This is a genomic window from Robertmurraya korlensis NBRC 107688, from assembly GCF_001591645.1.
Lineage (GTDB): Bacteria > Bacillota > Bacilli > Bacillales > Cytobacillaceae > Robertmurraya_A.
The window spans coordinates 36358-53575 of the sequence record NZ_BCVH01000026.1 but is presented as its reverse complement, the minus strand read 5'-3'; the positions used below and the strand labels follow the sequence as shown (position 1 = coordinate 53575).

At 37.4% G+C, this 17218-nt stretch carries 20 protein-coding genes; 18 read left to right on the top strand and 2 right to left on the bottom strand.

The genetic code is table 11. The annotated features are described in order from the left end of the window. Nucleotides 1-27: 27 nt before the first annotated feature. Nucleotides 28-231 (bottom strand): sigma factor G inhibitor Gin, encoded by a 204-nt coding sequence (locus tag BKO01S_RS21260; protein ID WP_066059314.1) that lies wholly within the window; start codon nucleotides 229-231, stop codon nucleotides 28-30. A 219-nt stretch (nucleotides 232-450) separates the two neighbouring features. On the opposite strand from BKO01S_RS21260, the gene BKO01S_RS21255 reads away from it, so the two are divergent. The 9 genes from BKO01S_RS21255 (at nucleotide 451) to rsmI (ending at nucleotide 7425) form a co-directional block, all read left to right on the top strand. Next, entirely contained in the window at nucleotides 451-1881 is a 1431-nt protein-coding gene (locus tag BKO01S_RS21255; protein WP_066059309.1) for an aminotransferase class I/II-fold pyridoxal phosphate-dependent enzyme, read from the top strand. Nucleotides 1882-1908: 27 nt separating this feature from the next. Continuing rightward, nucleotides 1909-2544, top strand: a complete 636-nt coding sequence (tmk, locus tag BKO01S_RS21250) for a dTMP kinase (RefSeq protein ID WP_066059307.1) — start codon at nucleotides 1909-1911, stop codon at nucleotides 2542-2544. A gap of 156 nt (nucleotides 2545-2700) precedes the next feature. Next, entirely contained in the window at nucleotides 2701-3030 is a 330-nt protein-coding gene (gene darA / locus BKO01S_RS21245; RefSeq protein ID WP_066059305.1) for a cyclic di-AMP receptor DarA, read from the top strand. A 14-nt stretch (nucleotides 3031-3044) separates the two neighbouring features. After that, entirely contained in the window at nucleotides 3045-3485 is a 441-nt protein-coding gene (locus tag BKO01S_RS21240) for a YaaR family protein (RefSeq protein WP_066059303.1), read from the top strand. 12 nt (nucleotides 3486-3497) lie between these two features. Continuing rightward, nucleotides 3498-4505, top strand: a complete 1008-nt coding sequence (holB, locus tag BKO01S_RS21235) for a DNA polymerase III subunit delta' (protein ID WP_066059326.1) — start codon at nucleotides 3498-3500, stop codon at nucleotides 4503-4505. Then, the gene (locus BKO01S_RS21230) at nucleotides 4498-5307 is read left to right on the top strand and encodes a PSP1 domain-containing protein (RefSeq protein ID WP_066059301.1); all 810 of its coding nucleotides are present in this window, start codon (nucleotides 4498-4500) and stop codon (nucleotides 5305-5307) included. The genes holB and BKO01S_RS21230 overlap by 8 nt, the downstream gene beginning before the upstream one ends. Before the next feature lie 31 nt (nucleotides 5308-5338). Then, the gene (gene yabA / locus BKO01S_RS21225) at nucleotides 5339-5716 is read left to right on the top strand and encodes a DNA replication initiation control protein YabA (RefSeq protein WP_066059297.1); all 378 of its coding nucleotides are present in this window, start codon (nucleotides 5339-5341) and stop codon (nucleotides 5714-5716) included. A gap of 70 nt (nucleotides 5717-5786) precedes the next feature. After that, nucleotides 5787-6572 carry a tRNA1(Val) (adenine(37)-N6)-methyltransferase gene (locus BKO01S_RS21220; RefSeq protein ID WP_066059292.1) on the top strand — a complete coding sequence of 262 codons (786 nt, stop codon included), beginning with the start codon at nucleotides 5787-5789 and terminating at the stop codon, nucleotides 6570-6572. Continuing rightward, the gene (gene rsmI / locus BKO01S_RS21215; protein ID WP_066059285.1) at nucleotides 6550-7425 is read left to right on the top strand and encodes a 16S rRNA (cytidine(1402)-2'-O)-methyltransferase; all 876 of its coding nucleotides are present in this window, start codon (nucleotides 6550-6552) and stop codon (nucleotides 7423-7425) included. The genes BKO01S_RS21220 and rsmI overlap by 23 nt, the downstream gene beginning before the upstream one ends. 43 nt (nucleotides 7426-7468) lie before the next feature. Here the strand turns inward: rsmI and abrB are convergent, their stop codons facing one another. Further along, nucleotides 7469-7753: a transition state genes transcriptional regulator AbrB gene (gene abrB, locus BKO01S_RS21210; RefSeq protein ID WP_066059282.1), complete on the bottom strand. Its 285-nt coding sequence runs from the start codon at nucleotides 7751-7753 to the stop codon at nucleotides 7469-7471. A 460-nt stretch (nucleotides 7754-8213) separates the two neighbouring features. Here abrB and metG point away from each other — a divergent pair, with 460 nt between their 5' ends. The 9 genes from metG (at nucleotide 8214) to ispE (ending at nucleotide 17196) form a co-directional block, all read left to right on the top strand. Beyond that, nucleotides 8214-10172 carry a methionine--tRNA ligase gene (gene metG / locus BKO01S_RS21205; protein WP_066059279.1) on the top strand — a complete coding sequence of 653 codons (1959 nt, stop codon included), beginning with the start codon at nucleotides 8214-8216 and terminating at the stop codon, nucleotides 10170-10172. Nucleotides 10173-10354: 182 nt separating this feature from the next. Further along, complete coding sequence (locus BKO01S_RS21200) at nucleotides 10355-11122, top strand: TatD family hydrolase (RefSeq protein ID WP_066059277.1); 768 nt, start codon at nucleotides 10355-10357, stop codon at nucleotides 11120-11122. Nucleotides 11123-11362: 240 nt separating this feature from the next. Continuing rightward, nucleotides 11363-12547: a resuscitation-promoting factor gene (locus tag BKO01S_RS21195; RefSeq protein ID WP_066059323.1), complete on the top strand. Its 1185-nt coding sequence runs from the start codon at nucleotides 11363-11365 to the stop codon at nucleotides 12545-12547. Nucleotides 12548-12725: 178 nt separating this feature from the next. Further along, nucleotides 12726-13286 carry a ribonuclease M5 gene (gene rnmV / locus BKO01S_RS21190; RefSeq protein ID WP_066059274.1) on the top strand — a complete coding sequence of 187 codons (561 nt, stop codon included), beginning with the start codon at nucleotides 12726-12728 and terminating at the stop codon, nucleotides 13284-13286. Next, on the top strand, nucleotides 13279-14157 hold the full coding sequence (gene rsmA / locus BKO01S_RS21185; protein WP_066059271.1) for a 16S rRNA (adenine(1518)-N(6)/adenine(1519)-N(6))-dimethyltransferase RsmA: 879 nt from the start codon (nucleotides 13279-13281) through the stop codon (nucleotides 14155-14157). Before rnmV ends, rsmA begins: the two co-directional genes overlap by 8 nt. A 286-nt stretch (nucleotides 14158-14443) precedes the next feature. Then, complete coding sequence (gene yabG, locus BKO01S_RS21180; RefSeq protein WP_066059269.1) at nucleotides 14444-15322, top strand: sporulation peptidase YabG; 879 nt, start codon at nucleotides 14444-14446, stop codon at nucleotides 15320-15322. A 209-nt stretch (nucleotides 15323-15531) separates the two neighbouring features. Then, nucleotides 15532-15795, top strand: a complete 264-nt coding sequence (gene veg, locus BKO01S_RS21175; RefSeq protein WP_066059266.1) for a biofilm formation stimulator Veg — start codon at nucleotides 15532-15534, stop codon at nucleotides 15793-15795. Nucleotides 15796-15973: 178 nt separating this feature from the next. Beyond that, entirely contained in the window at nucleotides 15974-16150 is a 177-nt protein-coding gene (locus BKO01S_RS21170) for a small, acid-soluble spore protein, alpha/beta type (protein ID WP_066059263.1), read from the top strand. A 176-nt stretch (nucleotides 16151-16326) separates the two neighbouring features. Further along, nucleotides 16327-17196, top strand: a complete 870-nt coding sequence (ispE, locus tag BKO01S_RS21165; protein ID WP_066059260.1) for a 4-(cytidine 5'-diphospho)-2-C-methyl-D-erythritol kinase — start codon at nucleotides 16327-16329, stop codon at nucleotides 17194-17196. The last annotated feature ends 22 nt before the right edge of the window (nucleotides 17197-17218 follow it).

Here is a 17218-nt window from a genome sequence, read left to right as displayed (position 1 = left end):
TATGAGTGCTTTTTTGTTTTTCCTTTATTATGAATAAATTTCGGGTTTATTAATTTTTTTAAGTTTTGAAATGTAATATTTATATTTAGGATCCGTTGTTGGCGTAGTTACTAAACTTCGCTCACATTCAATGCATATGAATGAAGTGTATAGATGTATTCCCTTCGGTTTTGACTGCTCGCAAACAACACAAATTTCCCCAACCTGTTTTGTGGCTATTATCGGTTCCAAAATAACTCCACCTCCATACAACCTATTATTTCCAAGATCACTCTTTTGTATACAATTTTTCGAATAATCTCTTCGGTAGATTGCTTGAATACTATTTTATGTGTTTTAAGTAAATCGTTGTATGTCTACTGTTAACTTTTTAAAAATAAATAAGTATTAAAAGGACTAGTTTGTTAAAATAGACAAGTATGAATATTGAATAGGTAAGAGGGATGTCAGATGAACCAAAAAAACACCCCATTATACGACGCACTAATAAAACATAAAAATAAAAAATCCATTTCCTTTCATGTCCCGGGACATAAAAATGGAATGGTATTTTTAAAGGATTCTCACTCGTTATTTCAAAGCATTCTAGATGTGGATGTAACTGAACTATCAGGATTGGATGACTTGCACTCCCCTAGTGAGGCAATCCAAGAGGCAGAAGCTCTATTGGCTAATTATTTTCAAGTAAAAAAAAGCTTTTTTCTTGTGAATGGATCAACAGTTGGGAATTTGGCTATGATCCTTGCAACCGTAACTGAAGGGGAAGAAGTTCTTGTCCAAAGGAATTGCCATAAGTCCATCATGAATGGATTGAGCCTGGTTGGTGCAAAACCAGTTTTTATAGCACCGGAGTTTGATACAGATTGGCAAGTGGCTGGTGGAATAACCATTAAGAGTATTCAAGAGGCAGTGAAAAAACACCCTCGGGTTAAAGCGCTAATTGTAACTTATCCCAACTATTATGGAATGGTAACAAACCTAAAGGAGATTATTTCTTATTGCCATGAACACAAGATAATTGTATTAGTGGATGAGGCACATGGGGCACATTTTAGCAGAAGGAAAGGACTTCCTATGAGCGCAACAGCGCTTGGTGCTGATGTGGTGGTACAGTCTGCACACAAGACATTACCAGCTATGACCATGGGATCTTATTTACACTACAACAGTGAAATGGTTGATCTTGATCGAATAAAGATATATCTTCGTATGTTACAATCTAGTAGCCCATCTTATCCAATTATGGCTTCTCTTGACCTTGCTAGAAAATATATTGCAACCTATGAGGAAAAGGATCTCCAATACACTCTTCACTTTATCTTTGAGTTTAGGGAGAAGCTAAATAAGATTCCTTCTATTAAGTTACTTTCTTATAAAGATGAGGGAGACCCTTTAAAAATTACGATACAATCCAAAACAGCAATAACAGGTTTTGAATTGCAGTCAAAATTAGAGGAATATGGTATCTATACGGAGCTAGCAGATGAGTTTAATGTTCTTTTTATTTTTCCACTTTTAAAATGTGGGGATTTTTATCCTATAGAGGAAGTAGTGTATGCTTTAAAAGATGGAATTGAGGAAGAGGAAAGGATCTCTATCAGTTCTCAAGGTTTAACCGAAGGTACTTGTATTTCTACTTTAGAAATGACATATAAGGAACAACAGCAAAAGGCAGTAGAGATTGTACCATTGTCAGAGGCAAAGGGACGAGTGTGTGCTGAAAGTATTATTCCTTATCCTCCTGGAATTCCGTTATTATTGCCTGGTGAATTAATAAGAAACGATAATATTAAGCAAATTCACCATTTATTAGAGGCTGGATCGAGATTCCAAGGTGGAGAAAATATAAAGCTGCAGAAAATAAAAGTATTTGATAATTAGAAAAAAGTGAATTGGTTGGAGGATACTATGAGTAAGGGTTTATTTATAACAATAGAGGGTCCAGAGGGTGCTGGAAAAACGACCATTATCGGGATGTTAGCTACTAAACTAAAGGAACAAGGGATAAAGGTTATCATAACAAGAGAACCAGGTGGCATACCGATTGCTGAACAAATTCGGGAAGTAATTTTAGATAAAGAAAACACAGCTATGGATTCTAGAACAGAAGCTTTACTATATGCAGCAGCTAGGCGCCAGCATTTGGTTGAAAAGGTAGTACCACATCTTCATGAGGGATCCATCGTTTTATGTGATCGATTTATAGATAGTTCATTAGCCTATCAAGGGTATGCAAGAGGGCTTGGTATTGATGAAGTGTATAGCATTAATCACTTTGCGATTGAAGGCATGATGCCAGACATTACTTTTTATTTTGATATAGATCCCGAAATTGGCTTAGACCGAATTGGCCAGCATAAAGGGAGAGAAGTAAACCGACTTGATTTGGAGGAACTTCACTTCCACAAAAAGGTGAGGGAAGGATATCATCTCCTTCTAGAGCGGTTTAAGGATAGAATAGTAATGATTGATGCGTCTCAGTCATTAGAAGATGTCTTTCAGATTGCTTTAAGCAAATTAGTAAAAGTAATAAATCACTCATAAGTGAGGAAAGTGTCTTATTAGATAAGGCACTTTATTTATTTTTTAAAACCAATCCTTGAATTTCCTATTATGAATATAGGCTAGTACATGGTACAACTGCGATTACCTGTTATAATAAAGATAATAATTCAGAAATATTGCTAAGGGGTGGATGATATGAAATTAATTTTAGCAGTCGTTCAGGACCAAGATAGTAATCGGTTATCCAATGCTTTAGTTGATAATAATTTTCGTGCAACAAAACTAGCAACTACAGGAGGATTCTTGAAATCGGGGAATACTACCTTTATGATTGGAACGGAAGATATACGTGTTGATAAAGCTTTGCAAATTATAAAAGATAATTGTAAATCAAGAGACCAGATGGTGGCTCCTGTTTCTCCAATGGGGGGGAATGCAGACTCTTATGTTCCATTTCCAGTGGAAGTAGAAGTAGGAGGAGCTACAGTTTTTGTATTACCTGTAGAGCAGTTCCATCACTTTTAATAGCGAGGTCACCAATGAAGATAAATCAAGATATTCGTTTAAATACAGATAAGATTCGGTCTGAACAGAAGACAGCCGGGAACACTGGTTTAAAATTTAATGAGCTAGTTCAAAAACAGGATCAAAAGATGCAAATGGGGCAACTTCAAAGTCTCTTGAAAGATATTGAAAGTGCTGGTGAAAGGTTATCCAGGTCTAGGACATTCAAAGACCTTTCAAAGTATAAAACATTGGTCAAGAAGTTTGTGAAGGAAGCCGTTGATTTTGGTATGGATCTAAAGCAATCCCATAGCTGGAATCAGTATGGACAAGGCAGATCGTTAAAAATCGTAGAAACAATTGATGAAAAGCTAGTCGATTTAACAGAGGGAATTCTTGAAAAAGAAGGAAACTCTATTGATTTACTAGGGAAAATTGGAGAAATTAAAGGTCTTTTAATTAATTTATATACGTAAGTGAGTGAGACGATGCTTAAGACTTGGGATGAGATGGATCAGGTGCAGCCAATGGTTGGGAAGCTATTAAAGAACAGTATAAAAAAGGATAGGTTAGCTCATGCCTATCTATTCGAAGGCATGAGAGGAATCGGGAAAAAAGAAGCTAGTTTTTTATTAGCCAAAAGTCTTTTCTGCTCCAGTCCTCTTGATCACTATATCCCATGTGATTCATGCAGTAATTGTAGAAGGATTACAAGTGGGAATCATCCTGATCTCCATTTGGTAGAGCCTGATGGTCTATCGATAAAGAAAAAGCAAATTCAAGAGTTACAAGCGGAATTTTCAAAAACGGGCGTAGAATCAAAGAAAAAAATGTACATTATTGTGCATGCTGACAGAATGACAGGGAATGCCGCAAATAGTTTATTAAAGTTTTTAGAAGAGCCTCACTCAGAGACAACAGCTATTTTGTTAACAGAGGGAGCTCAACAAATTCTTCCAACTATTTTATCCCGTTGCCAAATGATAAAATTCCAACCTTTCTCTCCTGCTGTATTGATAAAAAAATTGGATGAACATGGGGTAGAAAGGACAAAAGCTCCTATAATTGCCCAACTTACCAATAATTTAGATGAGGCTTTGGAGCTAAGTCATAACGATTGGTTTGCACAAGCTCAAAAAATAGTGTTAAAATTATATGAAGTGCTAAAAAAGAACCCTCTCGAAGCTTTGGTGATGCTCCAAGAGGAATGGTTTTTACACTTTAAAGAAAAAGAACAGTTTGATCAAGGTTTAGACTTACTTCTTCTATTATATAAAGATTTACTATATTTACAGCTTGAGAAAACAAGCCAGGTAGTTTTCGTCAGCGAAAAGGTTCGTCTACAGCAGTATGCGCTTCATATATCAGGAGGGCAAGTTGCAGATGGGATGGCATTAATATTGGAAGCAAAAAGAAAGTTGCAAGCCAATATGAATCCCCAGCTCCTAATGGAAGAGCTGGTGTTACGATTGCAGGAGGGATCTTCATTTGTATAATGTAGTTGGAGTACGCTTTAAAAAAGCGGGTAAAATATATTATTTTGATCCCGGAGAGCTCTCAATTCAAAAGGATGAATTTGTTATTGTTGAAACAGTAAGAGGGGTTGAGTATGGCAAAGTGGTCATTGCACCGAAAAAGGTCGATGAGCATGATGTGGTGTTGCCTCTTAAAAAAGTCCTTAGAATTGCAGATCAAAAGGATCGTCTAATTGTTGAAGAAAATCGATTTGCAGCAAAGGAAGCATATGATGTTTGCTGTGAAAAAGTATCAACCCATCAACTAGATATGAAACTAGTCGATGTTGAATATACATTTGACCGAAATAAAGTCATTTTTTATTTTACAGCTGATGGTCGAGTTGATTTCCGTGAGCTTGTAAAGGATTTAGCGGCTATATTCCGTACAAGAATTGAACTTCGTCAAATTGGTGTTAGAGATGAAGCTAAAATGCTTGGTGGAATTGGTCCATGTGGTAGAATGCTTTGCTGTTCCAGCTTTCTTGGTGATTTTGACCCGGTGTCTATAAAAATGGCAAAAGATCAAAATCTCTCATTGAATCCTACGAAGATTTCAGGGTTATGCGGGCGACTTATGTGTTGCTTGAAATATGAAAATGATGAATATGAGTCAGCAAAAGAGTTATTGCCTGACCTAGGTCAAGTTATTTCTACACCACAAGGACCTGGTCGAGTGGTTGGGTTAAATATACTGGAAAGAGTACTCCAGGTAGAACTGGCTGATCATGAGCGTGTCCTCGAATATACTCTCGATGAAATATTAAAGGAAGGCGCTGTATAGATTCAATCCACAGATTAATGAGGTGGAAGGTGTGAATAAAAAAGAAATATTTGATTCAGTAAGCAATATGGAAGCTCAAATTGGGCATCTATATAAGCAATTAGGTGAGTTAAAGAAACATTTGGCTGAAACGCTTGAAGAAAATAACTCCTTAAAGTTAGAAAATGAACACTTAAGGAGACACCTTGATCGAACATCCATCGAGAGACAACAACAACCTAAAGTAAGTAAAAGCAAAAAAGGTAAAAAGGCGGAAGAGACGCAGAATGAAAAGATTATTGATATAGGAGAAGGCTATGATAACCTTGCGCGCCTTTATCAAGAAGGATTTCACATTTGTAATCTTCACTTCGGTAGTCCTAGAAAGGATGACTGTTTGTTCTGCTTATCCTTTTTAAATAAAAAATAAGAAGGTCTCCTTTGACAAGGGGGCCTTTTTTTCAGAGAATAAAGGAATTCAGGTAGGAGGACAAGACCATATGTTAAAAGGCGATGAACGTTTGGATTATTTATTAGCTGAAAATTTACGGATTATCCAAAGCCCAACGGTATTTTCATTCTCTCTAGATGCTGTATTATTAGCTAGATTTGCTTATATGCCAATACAAAAAGGAAATATCATCGATTTATGTAGTGGAAATGGAGTGATCCCTCTTTTTTTAAGTACAAGAACAAAGGGGAAAATAACGGGAGTAGAAATACAGGAACGTCTGTATGATATGGCAGTTAGAAGTATTCAATATAATCAGCTTGATCAGCAAATTGAAATGATTCATGGAGATATTAAGGATATGCCAAAACATCTTGGCTATGGGAAATTTGATGCTGTTACATGTAACCCTCCTTATTTCCTAACTGGTGGGAAAGAAGAAAAAAATGCAAATGAGCATTTAGCGATAGCACGACACGAAATATTATGTACCTTAGAAGATGCTATTTCTGTATCTAGTCACCTTGTCCGACAAGGTGGTAAGGTTGCATTCGTGCACAGACCAGGGCGACTGTTAGATATCGTAACGTTAATGAGAAAATACCGTTTAGAACCTAAGCGGATACAGATGGTGTATCCAAAGGTAGGAAAGGAAGCTAATATATTACTAATAGAGGCGATAAAAGATGGTAGTCCGGATTTAAAAGTACTTCCACCTATATTTGTTTATCGTGATAACAATGAATATACTGAGGAAATAAAAGAAATATTGTACGGTGAAAATGAAGTAAATGCGGAAGTTGGTGATCTACATGTGGCAACAAAAAAGCTTTGAAAATGAAGGAAATAAAGGAATCCTTTATTTGGTTCCTACTCCAATTGGAAATTTAGAGGATATGAGCTTTCGGGCCGTACGGATTATGAAAGAAGCAGATTACATAGCAGCTGAAGATACCCGAAATACAAAAAAGCTTTGTAATCACTTTGAAATTGATACACCTATTGTTAGTTATCATGAACATAACCGGATGGTAAGTGGAGCAAAGATCATAGAAAAGCTAAAGGAAGGATCAAAGATTGCTCTTGTCAGTGATGCAGGAATGCCAACGATTTCTGATCCAGGTTATGAATTAGTTGTGGAAGCAACAAATGAGGAAATTGCGGTTGTCCCGTTACCAGGGGCAAATGCAGCACTTACCTCTTTAATAGCATCAGGTATTAGTACGCAGCCATTTTATTTTTATGGGTTTTTATCAAGGCAGAAAAAGGATCGGAAGAAAGAACTGGAAGCACTAAAAAATCATAAAGAGACGATGATCTTTTATGAGTCACCCCATCGTTTGAAGGAAACACTTCAGCAGATCGAGGAGATCTTTGGAAATCGACAAATGACATTATGCCGAGAATTAACTAAAAAGTTCGAGGAGTTTATTAGAGGAACGACATCCGAATTGGTGCAATGGGCAACCCATGGGGAAGTACGTGGGGAATTTTGTATGATAATAGAAGGAAGTAAGGAAGAGGCAGTAAAAGAAGAAAGTTGGTGGGAAAGTTTATCTATTTCTCAACATATCGATCATTATATTACTGTTAAAGGACATTCATCTAAGGAAGCAATAAAGGAAGTTGCAAAGGATCGAAATCTACAAAAGCGTGAAGTATATCAGGTTTATCATGTTCAAGAATAAAAAAGCTTCTCGGTTATCCGAGAAGCTTTTTTATGAAGAAATATTATTTAGAAACTTGAAAGTTGTTTTGGATTTCTTGAAGTAATTGCTCTGCACCTTCGCGGCTAAGGATTAACTTCCCACCTGCTAGTGTGATATTATCATCAGAAACTTCACCAGTTACTTGGCAAGTCATATTTGGCTTATACTTTTTAAGAATGATACGCTCATCATCAACATAAATTTCTAACGCATCTTTTTCCGCAATTCCAAGTGTACGTCTTAATTCGATAGGAATAACTACACGACCAAGCTCATCAACCTTACGAACAATACCAGTAGATTTCATAAATTTTTGCCCCTCTCAAATGTCCAATTTATTTATTTTTTCTCTCTCTTATTCGCCATTATTCGACAAATTTCTTTTATGTTTTTATAATACCAGCCATTCCCAAAAACGTCAATAACTTTATATCTGATAAAATTAGAAAATTTTAGGTAGTGATAAAACGTTGTTATATCAGTGTTTTAAGGGGTAATTTGTTTTTATTTAGTATTTTCTATACAAAAAAGATGAAAAACAAATGTCGACAAATTATTATAATCAACTACATTATTCGACAATAACCAACGGATTGCTGCTACTGAAGAGTGTGTGTTCATTATAGGGGAGATAGGTAAGGGCTATATAGTCGATTATATTGCACATTTCATCATAATTAGGTATATTTTGATGAGATAAGAGGCTATCCTGACGAGTATAAAGATGGACTTGATTCGTAATGATAATCGGATGAGGAGTGAGTGATTTGGGTGAGAAAAGAAAGACATTTTATTTAACAACACCAATTTATTATCCTAGTGGAAACTTACATATTGGACATGCATATACAACAGTAGCTGGCGATGCGATGGCTCGTTATAAGAGGTTACGAGGGTTTGATGTCATGTATTTAACGGGTACGGATGAACATGGCCAAAAAATTCAACGAAAGGCTGAGGAAACAGGTGTCACTCCACAAGCATACGTTGACAATATAGTAGCAGGTATTCAAGACCTTTGGAAAAAACTTGATATTTCATATGATGATTTCATCCGAACGACACAGGATAGACATAAAACGGTAGTAGAGAAAATTTTTTCACAGCTTCTTGAGCAAGGTGATATTTATCTTGACCAATATGAAGGAATGTACTGTACCCCTTGTGAATCCTTTTTTACGGAAAGACAACTCAATGAAGGGAATTGCCCTGACTGTGGTAGGTCTGTAGAAAAAGTAAAAGAAGAATCCTACTTCTTTAAAGTAAGTAAGTATGCTGATCGGTTATTGCAGTATTATGAAGAGAATCCTGGTTTTATTCAGCCAGAGTCACGCAAAAATGAAATGATTAATAACTTTATTAAACCTGGATTAGAGGATCTTGCTGTATCAAGAACGACATTTAACTGGGGCATTAAAGTACCGGGAAATCCCAAGCATGTTATCTATGTATGGATCGATGCATTATCAAACTATATTACAGCATTAGGTTATGGCACAGAAAATGCTTCTAAGTATGAAACTTATTGGCCAGCAGATGTACATTTAGTTGGTAAGGAGATTGTGCGTTTCCATACCATCTATTGGCCAATTATGCTTATGGCTTTAGATCTCCCACTTCCTAAAAAAGTATTTGCTCACGGCTGGCTTTTAATGAAAGACGGAAAGATGTCTAAGTCTAAGGGGAATGTGGTAGATCCAGTAACCTTGATTGATCGTTACGGACTTGACGCCCTTCGTTACTACTTATTAAGAGAAGTTCCATTTGGAGCAGATGGAGTATTTACACCAGAAGGGTTTGTAGAAAGAATTAACTTTGATTTAGCCAATGATTTAGGAAACCTATTGAATCGTACCGTTGCTATGATTAATAAATATTTTGATGGAATCATTCCGATGTACCAAGGCTCAAACGGCGAGTTTGAAGCACAGCTTCTTCAGGTCAATGAAGATACTGTGGAAAGATATGAAGAAGCAATGGACAATATGGAGTTCTCTGTTGCACTTACAGCCCTTTGGCAGCTGGTTAGCCGAACAAATAAATTTATTGATGAAACGGCACCTTGGGCTTTAGCAAAGGATGAAGAGAAAACCGAAGAATTAGCAAGTGTAATGGTTCATCTAGCTGAATCGCTTAGAAGAGTAGCTGTCATGCTTCAGCCATTCCTTACAAAGACACCAAAAGATATATTTAAGCAGCTTTCTATTGTAGAAAATAGCCTTCAGTCTTGGGAAAGCCTCGAGAGATTTGGAATGATTCCAGAAGGTACAAAGGTGGAGAAAGGTGAGCCTATCTTCCCGCGACTTGATATTCAAGAAGAGGTTTCATTTATTAAAGAAAAAATGCAACCGACCGTAAAACCAGTTGTAGAAGAAACAAAAGCAGAGGAAATACCAGAAGTTGAAGAAATCACTATCGATGATTTTATGAAAGTCGACTTGCGTGTAGCTCAAGTAGTAGAAGCTGAGCCCATTAAAAAAGCAGATAAGCTATTAAAGCTTCAGTTAGATCTTGGCTATGAGCGTAGACAGGTGGTTTCAGGTATTGCACAATTTTATAAACCTGATGATTTAGTAGGACAAAGGGTGATTTGTGTAACGAATTTAAAGCCTGTAAAATTACGCGGAGAATTATCTCAAGGAATGATTCTTGCAGGTCAGAAGGATGGAATCATGTCATTAGCTACAGTAAGTGACTCTCTTCCATTAGGAGCAAAAGTGAAATAAGGAATAAAGTCATACTTAGATAAAACATAGAAATGTTTCACGTGTAACATTACACTTGTCTCATTCCTATGTTTTTCTTATCTGTTTGTTAAATTCAGGCAATAAATGGTCAAGATTCTAGATTTAACAGTTGAGAAGCAAATAACATATATGTAACAAAAATATAATATTGGAGGAAATTAATGTTATTCGATACCCATGTACACTTAAATGCAGAACAGTTTTCAGAGGATTTAAATGAAGTGATTGACCGAGCTAGAACAGAAGGTGTCCAAAATATGGTTGTTGTAGGTTTTGATCGACCAACCATTACCAGAGCAATGGAGCTAATTGAGGAATATGATTTTATGTATGCTAGTATCGGCTGGCATCCAGTGGATGCAATTGACATGCGTGATGAAGACTTGGGTTGGATAGAAGAGCTTGCCAAACATCCCAAGGTGGTAGCTATTGGTGAGATGGGACTGGATTATTATTGGGATAAGTCACCAAAGAATGTTCAACAAGAGGTCTTTAGAAGGCAAATACAATTAGCTAAAAAACTAAAACTGCCAATTGTTATTCATAATCGAGAAGCAACAGCGGATATTGTAACGATCCTAAAAGAGGAAAATGCTGCTGAAGTAGGTGGCATTATGCATTGTTTTAGCGGGAGTGTGGAGGTTGCTAAGGAATGTGTGGAAATGAACTTCTATATATCTCTTGGCGGACCCGTTACATTCAAAAATGCAAAGAAACCAAAAGAAGTGGCACAAGAGATTCCCTTACATAAGCTTCTAATCGAAACCGATTGCCCGTATCTTGCTCCACATCCCTATAGAGGAAAAAGAAACGAACCGAGCTATGTGAAGCTAGTAGCAGAGCAAATTGCTGAATTAAAGGGAATTTCATACGAAGAAGTTTCACAAGCGACTACAGAAAATGCAAAAATATTATTCGGCATAAAATGATAAAGAAACCTGTCGAATAAAATAAAAGCTTGTCCAATTCTTTTCTTTTTCTAAAAAGTTCTACATGTCTCCTTTCTCTCATAGGATAACCGTGTCGACAACTCTCTCTTTCTTTTTTGAAATCTATTAGTCATAATAGGGAATACGTTCAGAGGAAAATCCTGAGGGTTGACAGGCGCTAAGATACTTTATATAATCACTCCGAGAGAAAAGGAGGCGTTTTTCATCGTGATCCAAAACATGAAAAACCTGTTTTCTAGGTCTTTTAGGACAAAGAAGTGGGCCATTATCTCTGCTAGTTTCATAGTTTTCACAACAGCTACTGGGTTTACCGTTTATGAAACCACGAAGGAAACTGTTGCTATGACATTAGATGGCCAAGAACGTATCATCAAGACACATGCAGCTACAATTGAAGATATTTTCGACGAACTAGACATCGCTCTTCGTTCAGAAGACTATGTGTTTCCCTCGGCAAACACAAAGGTCAAAGACAACTTAGAAGTTGTTTATAAACCTGCCAAACAGGTCCAAATGGTAAAAGACACCGAGAAAAAAGCAGTTTGGTCTACAGCTGATACTGTAGAGGAGTTTTTAAAGGAACAAGAAATTGTACTTAATGAGCACGATAAGGTTACACCTGATTTAGACACTGCAATTAAGAAGAATATGAACATTAAAGTAAACATTGCGTTTCCGTTTAAACTAAATAATGGTGGTACAGAGGAAGAAGCATGGACTACTACTTCGACTACGGTCGCTGACTTTTTACTACAACAAGGAATCACTCTAGGAGAACTAGACCGTGTAGAGCCAGAAAAAGACTCAGTTATTGAGAAGGATGCTGTTATAAGCATCGTTAGAGTTGAAAAAGTCACCGATGTAGTGGAAGAACCGATTCATTATGCAGTTGTTACAAAGAATGATAGTAATCTCTCAAAAGGTACAGAAAAGGTAGTAACTCCGGGTCAAGAAGGACTCAAGAAAAAGGAGTTTGAGGTTGTATTAGAGAATGGCAAGGAAGTCTCTAGAACACTTCTAAAAGAAACACAGGTTAAAGAGAAGCAGGATAAGGTTGTAGCTGTAGGCACAAAGGTAAGTGCCCAAACAGTGTCACGTGGGAATGATAGCGTAAGCAAAGAGTTTTTTGTCACCTCTACTGCTTATACGGCTAGTTGTAATGGTTGCTCTGGTACTACAGCAACAGGATTGAATCTTCATGCTAATCCAGGTGCGAAAGTTATTGCAGTCGACCCAAGTGTGATTCCGCTAGGGACTAAGGTGTATGTAGAAGGCTACGGCTATGCTGTTGCAGCCGATAAAGGAACGGCAATCAAGGGAAATAAAATTGATGTCTTCTTTGCTTCTAAGTCAGATGCCTATCGTTGGGGTCGTAGAACCGTTAAAATTAAAATTCTGAACTAATTTTCAGTATGCAGGGGGGCTGCCCTCTGCTTTTTTGTGTTTTTGTCCGTTTTTCATTACAATTGGTTTATACTATATAGACGAATTAAGTAGCTGGAATGTTTCATTTTTATTTCAATTATTTTAATTTTTTTTCATGAAGACTTTTTATTTAATGGTATGTGTATTGGAGGAGTTTATGAAGATACAAGAAATTATCGTTGTGGAAGGTAAAGACGATACTACAGCCATTCGAAGAGCTGTAGACGCTGATACAATAGAGACAAATGGTTCTGCTATAAATGCGGAAACGATCGATAGGATTAGAAGAGCCCAGCAGACGAGGGGAGTGATTGTCTTTACCGATCCAGATTATCCTGGGCAGAAAATAAGGCAAACGATCACAGAGTCTGTCCCTAATTGCAAACATGCATTTATCCCCAAGGAGGATGCACTACATAAAAGAGGTAAGGGAGTTGGGGTTGAACACGCTTCAGTGGAAGTCATTCGTAAGGCTCTTCGTCACGCTCACATCATGAAGGAAGAAGTGGAAATACAGATTACACAAGAGGACTTACTCACAGCAGGTTTAATCGGTGGCCCGAAAGCGAAGGAAAGAAGAGAAAAGCTTGGCAAACTCCTATCAATTGGTTATACAAATGGAAAACAGCTTTATAAACGATTAATGATGTTTCAAATTAGTAAAACAGAGTTTTCAAAAGCGCTAGCCGTTATTTTTCAGGAGGAAACAGATGAATAAAGATATAGCTACCCCTGTAAGGACACAGGAAATTCTAAAGAAGTTTGGTTTTTCTTTTAAAAAGAGCTTAGGTCAAAACTTCTTAATTGATACCAATATTTTAAAGAGAATTGTTGATCATGCGGATTTAACTGAGACATCCGGAGCGATTGAAATCGGACCCGGAATCGGAGCATTAACAGAGCAATTGGCTAGAAATAGTGAAAAGGTGGTTGCTTTTGAAATTGATCAGCGATTGCTTCCAATTCTTAAAGAGACGCTATCTCCGTATCCGAACACAACCATTATTCATGAAGATGTATTAAAAGCAAATGTAAAAAAGGTAATCGAGGAGCAGTTCGCAGGGATACAGGACATAATGGTTGTAGCTAATTTGCCATACTACGTGACCACCCCGATTATTATGAAGTTATTAGAGGAAAAACTACCGATAAGAGGAATTGTTTGTATGCTTCAGAAAGAGGTAGCTGATCGTATTGCTGCCAAACCTGGTGGAAAGGCCTATGGCTCACTTTCAATTGCTGTCCAATATTATACGGAAGCGGAGACGGTGATGGTCGTTCCGAAAACCGTCTTCATGCCTCAGCCAAATGTAGATTCTGCCGTTATTCGATTAACTGTCAGGGAAGAGCCAATTGTCAAAGTACGGAATGAAGACTTTTTCTTTCAAGTTACAAGAGCAAGCTTTGCTCAGCGTCGAAAAACGATTCTAAACAACTTAACAAGCCAGTTACCGGACGGAAAAGTAAAAAAGGACAACATATTGCAGGCGCTTGAAAAGGCTGAAATTGAGCCTTCTAGAAGGGGAGAGACCTTATCGATTGCTGAGTTTGCTCAACTTAGTGATGCGTTGCTCGACCATTTTGCCTAAAAAGACCCCAATTGAGGGTCTTTTTTTTAATTAAGTTATTAATTTTGATCTTTGTCTAGCTTCAGCGCCTAGCCCCTCGAGGGAATAATTTAGCCATTATTCCTAGGTCATAAGCCAAATCACTCCAGAAGGCAGGCCTTCCTGCGCGATTCGTCCTATGCTTGTCGGGGCTGAACAAGGCGCTTACGCCTTTCTATGTATCACGAGTTGCTACCTTCTTGCATAAGATAATTAAGAATAATTTTATCTGAATGCTCTAGTTTCTGGGCTAATTGGAGTGACTATATTGACGATCAACCTTTTGGATGTCGTTGGGAGAGTTTCGTATCATTGTGATATTATCTTTCGAGTTATAGATATACGAGAAGAAAAGGGAAAGAAGCTAGCTGTATTGTATGGAGAGGATTTCCGATTGATTGCGGATGCCCCCTATGAAGATTTAGTTGTTATTGATCAAAATACACGCTCAAGGGTGGCATCGGAGTATCAATCACTAGAGGAACAATCGTACCAGCTTTTTCGACAGGATGTAGACCTTTTGCATTTTAAACAGGAATATGAGGCGACAGAAGGATACAGTAAACCATTTAATTATTTTCAGGTCCCGGGGAAAGTATTACATCTTGATGGTGACCCCTCTTATTTACAAAAGTGCTTAACTCTTTATGAGAAAATAGGAGTACCTGTAACAGGAATACACGTAAATGAAAAAGAAATGCCCAATAAAATTGGGTCTTTGATTGATTATTATCGTCCAGATATCCTCGTTATAACAGGGCATGATGCGTATTCAAAGGCGAAGGGAAAGCCTACGGATATAAATGCTTATCGACATTCTAAGCACTTTGTTCAAACCGTAAGAGAGGCGAGGAAAAAGTTTCCCCATCTCGACCAGTTAGTCATATTTGCAGGAGCATGTCAGTCGCATTTTGAGTCATTAATTCAAGCAGGTGCCAATTTTGCTAGCTCTCCTTCAAGGGTTAATATACATGCCCTTGATCCCGTCTATATTGTAGCTAAAATCTCTTTTACTCCCTTTATGGAAAGAATTAACGTATGGGACGTACTAAGAAACACATTATCAGGAGAAAAAGGTCTCGGAGGAATCGAAACAAAAGGTGTACTACGAACAGGAATGCCTTATAACAAAGGAAATCATGAGTGAAAAAAGCCGTTCAAACTAGAACGGTGTTTTTTTGTTTAAAAATTCGGTACATAATTCAAATAAAATAGGTCATCCTAAAAATGTTGAAAATTAGAAGAAAATGCTGAACAAAAATTATTGACTTTTATTTTTAAACACTGTTATAATTTATTATTTTGTTTGACTATGCAGTGTAAATGTGTTATACTTTACATAGTGAGGTGGACCGAATGGCAAAAACTTTGGTTGATATTAAAAAAGCTCTTGATTCAAACTTAGGAAAAAGACTTTTACTCAAGGCCAATGGTGGTCGAAGAAAGACAATTGAAAGATACGGAATTCTTGCAGAAACGTATCCATCTGTGTTTGTGATTGAGTTAGATCAAGAAGAAAATGCTTTCGAACGTGTATCATACAGCTATGCAGACGTTTTAACTGAAACGGTTCAAATTACATTCTATGAAGATACAACAGGACAAATGGCATTAAGTTAAAATTGTCCTTATCGTGTGAGCAGCGAACTATGGTTTGCTGCTTTTTAATTTGTTTTTTATTTTATATTTCTTTTAAAAATCTATACATAAAATTAATCAATTTTTCTCTAAAAGCTAATGAATTTCTAACCACTTCAACATAATAATAGTGTCGTGATGAAGAAAGGGGATGTTAATCGTGAGCAGAAGAAGAGGGATGATGTCAGAAGGATTTAAAGAGGAACTGGCGAAGGAGCTGGGATTCTACGATGTCGTTCAAAAAGAAGGTTGGGGCGGCATCAAAGCTAAAGACGCTGGCAACATGGTTAAACGTGCTATTGAAATAGCGCAGCAGCAGTTAGTGGAAAAGCGCTAAAAATAAGCAACCTTTTACCTTCATGCGAGAGTTAACTAACAATCGAATTCGTTGCGACAAAAGCCGGAGAAAATTGATTCTCCGGCTTTTTTGTGTGGATAGGTCTTACTTTTACGGTTTTGTGGTAAAATAGGACAAAAATGGACTAGAGAGAATGTTTAAAGTAGGTGGAGATGTTGAAGCTTTTAATAAAAGCTCCTGCAAAGATCAATTTATCGTTAGATGTATTACATAAACGGACGGATGGATTTCATGAGGTAGAAATGATCATGACAACGATAGACCTGGCTGATCGGGTTGAATTAACCCTTTTAAAAGAGGATGCGATTCGAATCAATTCCCAAAATCGCTTTGTGCCAGACGACCAAAGGAATCTAGCCTTTCAAGCAGCAAAGCTATTGAAAGAAAGATATCATGTGACAGCTGGAGTTTATATTTCAATTGAGAAGAATATACCTGTTGCGGCAGGTTTAGCTGGTGGAAGTAGTGATGCAGCCGCAACATTAAGAGGATTAAACAAGCTCTGGGATTTACATTTAACGTTGGACGAGCTTGCGGAGTTAGGTTCAGAAATTGGATCGGATGTATCCTTTTGTGTCTATGGAGGAACGGCCTTAGCAAGAGGACGTGGGGAAAAGATTACACAGCTCCCTGCCCCACCTACTTGTTGGATAGTTTTGGCAAAACCTTTTATCGGTGTTTCCACAGCGGACGTGTATAGAAGACTTGAGTTAAGTGGTATCAGTCATCCCAATCTTCCTGCTATGGTCGAGGCGATTGAGGAAGGAAGCTTTGAGGGTGTTTGTAACAATGTCGGAAATGTACTAGAGGAAGTGACGTTAAAGCTCTATCCAGAAGTCGCTCAAATCAAGGAACAAATGCAACGGTTTGGTGCCGATGCGGTGTTAATGAGTGGCAGTGGTCCAACTGTTTTTGCTCTTGTTCACCATGATTCAAGAATGCATCGACTTTATAATGGGTTAAGAGGATTTTGTGACCAGGTTTTTGCAGTAAGAATGCTAGGAGAACGCCATACCCTTGATTAAATCCGTACATTAATGGTATATT

Coding starts and splice junctions, on each gene's coding strand:
- BKO01S_RS21255 (WP_066059309.1), top strand. CDS start 451: ATGAACCAAAAAAACACCCCATTATACGACGCACTAATAAAACATAAA.
- tmk (WP_066059307.1), top strand. CDS start 1,909: ATGAGTAAGGGTTTATTTATAACAATAGAGGGTCCAGAGGGTGCTGGA.
- darA (WP_066059305.1), top strand. CDS start 2,701: ATGAAATTAATTTTAGCAGTCGTTCAGGACCAAGATAGTAATCGGTTA.
- BKO01S_RS21240 (WP_066059303.1), top strand. CDS start 3,045: ATGAAGATAAATCAAGATATTCGTTTAAATACAGATAAGATTCGGTCT.
- holB (WP_066059326.1), top strand. CDS start 3,498: ATGCTTAAGACTTGGGATGAGATGGATCAGGTGCAGCCAATGGTTGGG.
- BKO01S_RS21220 (WP_066059292.1), top strand. CDS start 5,787: ATGTTAAAAGGCGATGAACGTTTGGATTATTTATTAGCTGAAAATTTA.
- rsmI (WP_066059285.1), top strand. CDS start 6,550: ATGTGGCAACAAAAAAGCTTTGAAAATGAAGGAAATAAAGGAATCCTT.
- abrB (WP_066059282.1), bottom strand. CDS start 7,753: ATGAAATCTACTGGTATTGTTCGTAAGGTTGATGAGCTTGGTCGTGTA.
- BKO01S_RS21200 (WP_066059277.1), top strand. CDS start 10,355: ATGTTATTCGATACCCATGTACACTTAAATGCAGAACAGTTTTCAGAG.
- BKO01S_RS21195 (WP_066059323.1), top strand. CDS start 11,363: ATGAAAAACCTGTTTTCTAGGTCTTTTAGGACAAAGAAGTGGGCCATT.
- rnmV (WP_066059274.1), top strand. CDS start 12,726: ATGAAGATACAAGAAATTATCGTTGTGGAAGGTAAAGACGATACTACA.
- rsmA (WP_066059271.1), top strand. CDS start 13,279: ATGAATAAAGATATAGCTACCCCTGTAAGGACACAGGAAATTCTAAAG.
- veg (WP_066059266.1), top strand. CDS start 15,532: ATGGCAAAAACTTTGGTTGATATTAAAAAAGCTCTTGATTCAAACTTA.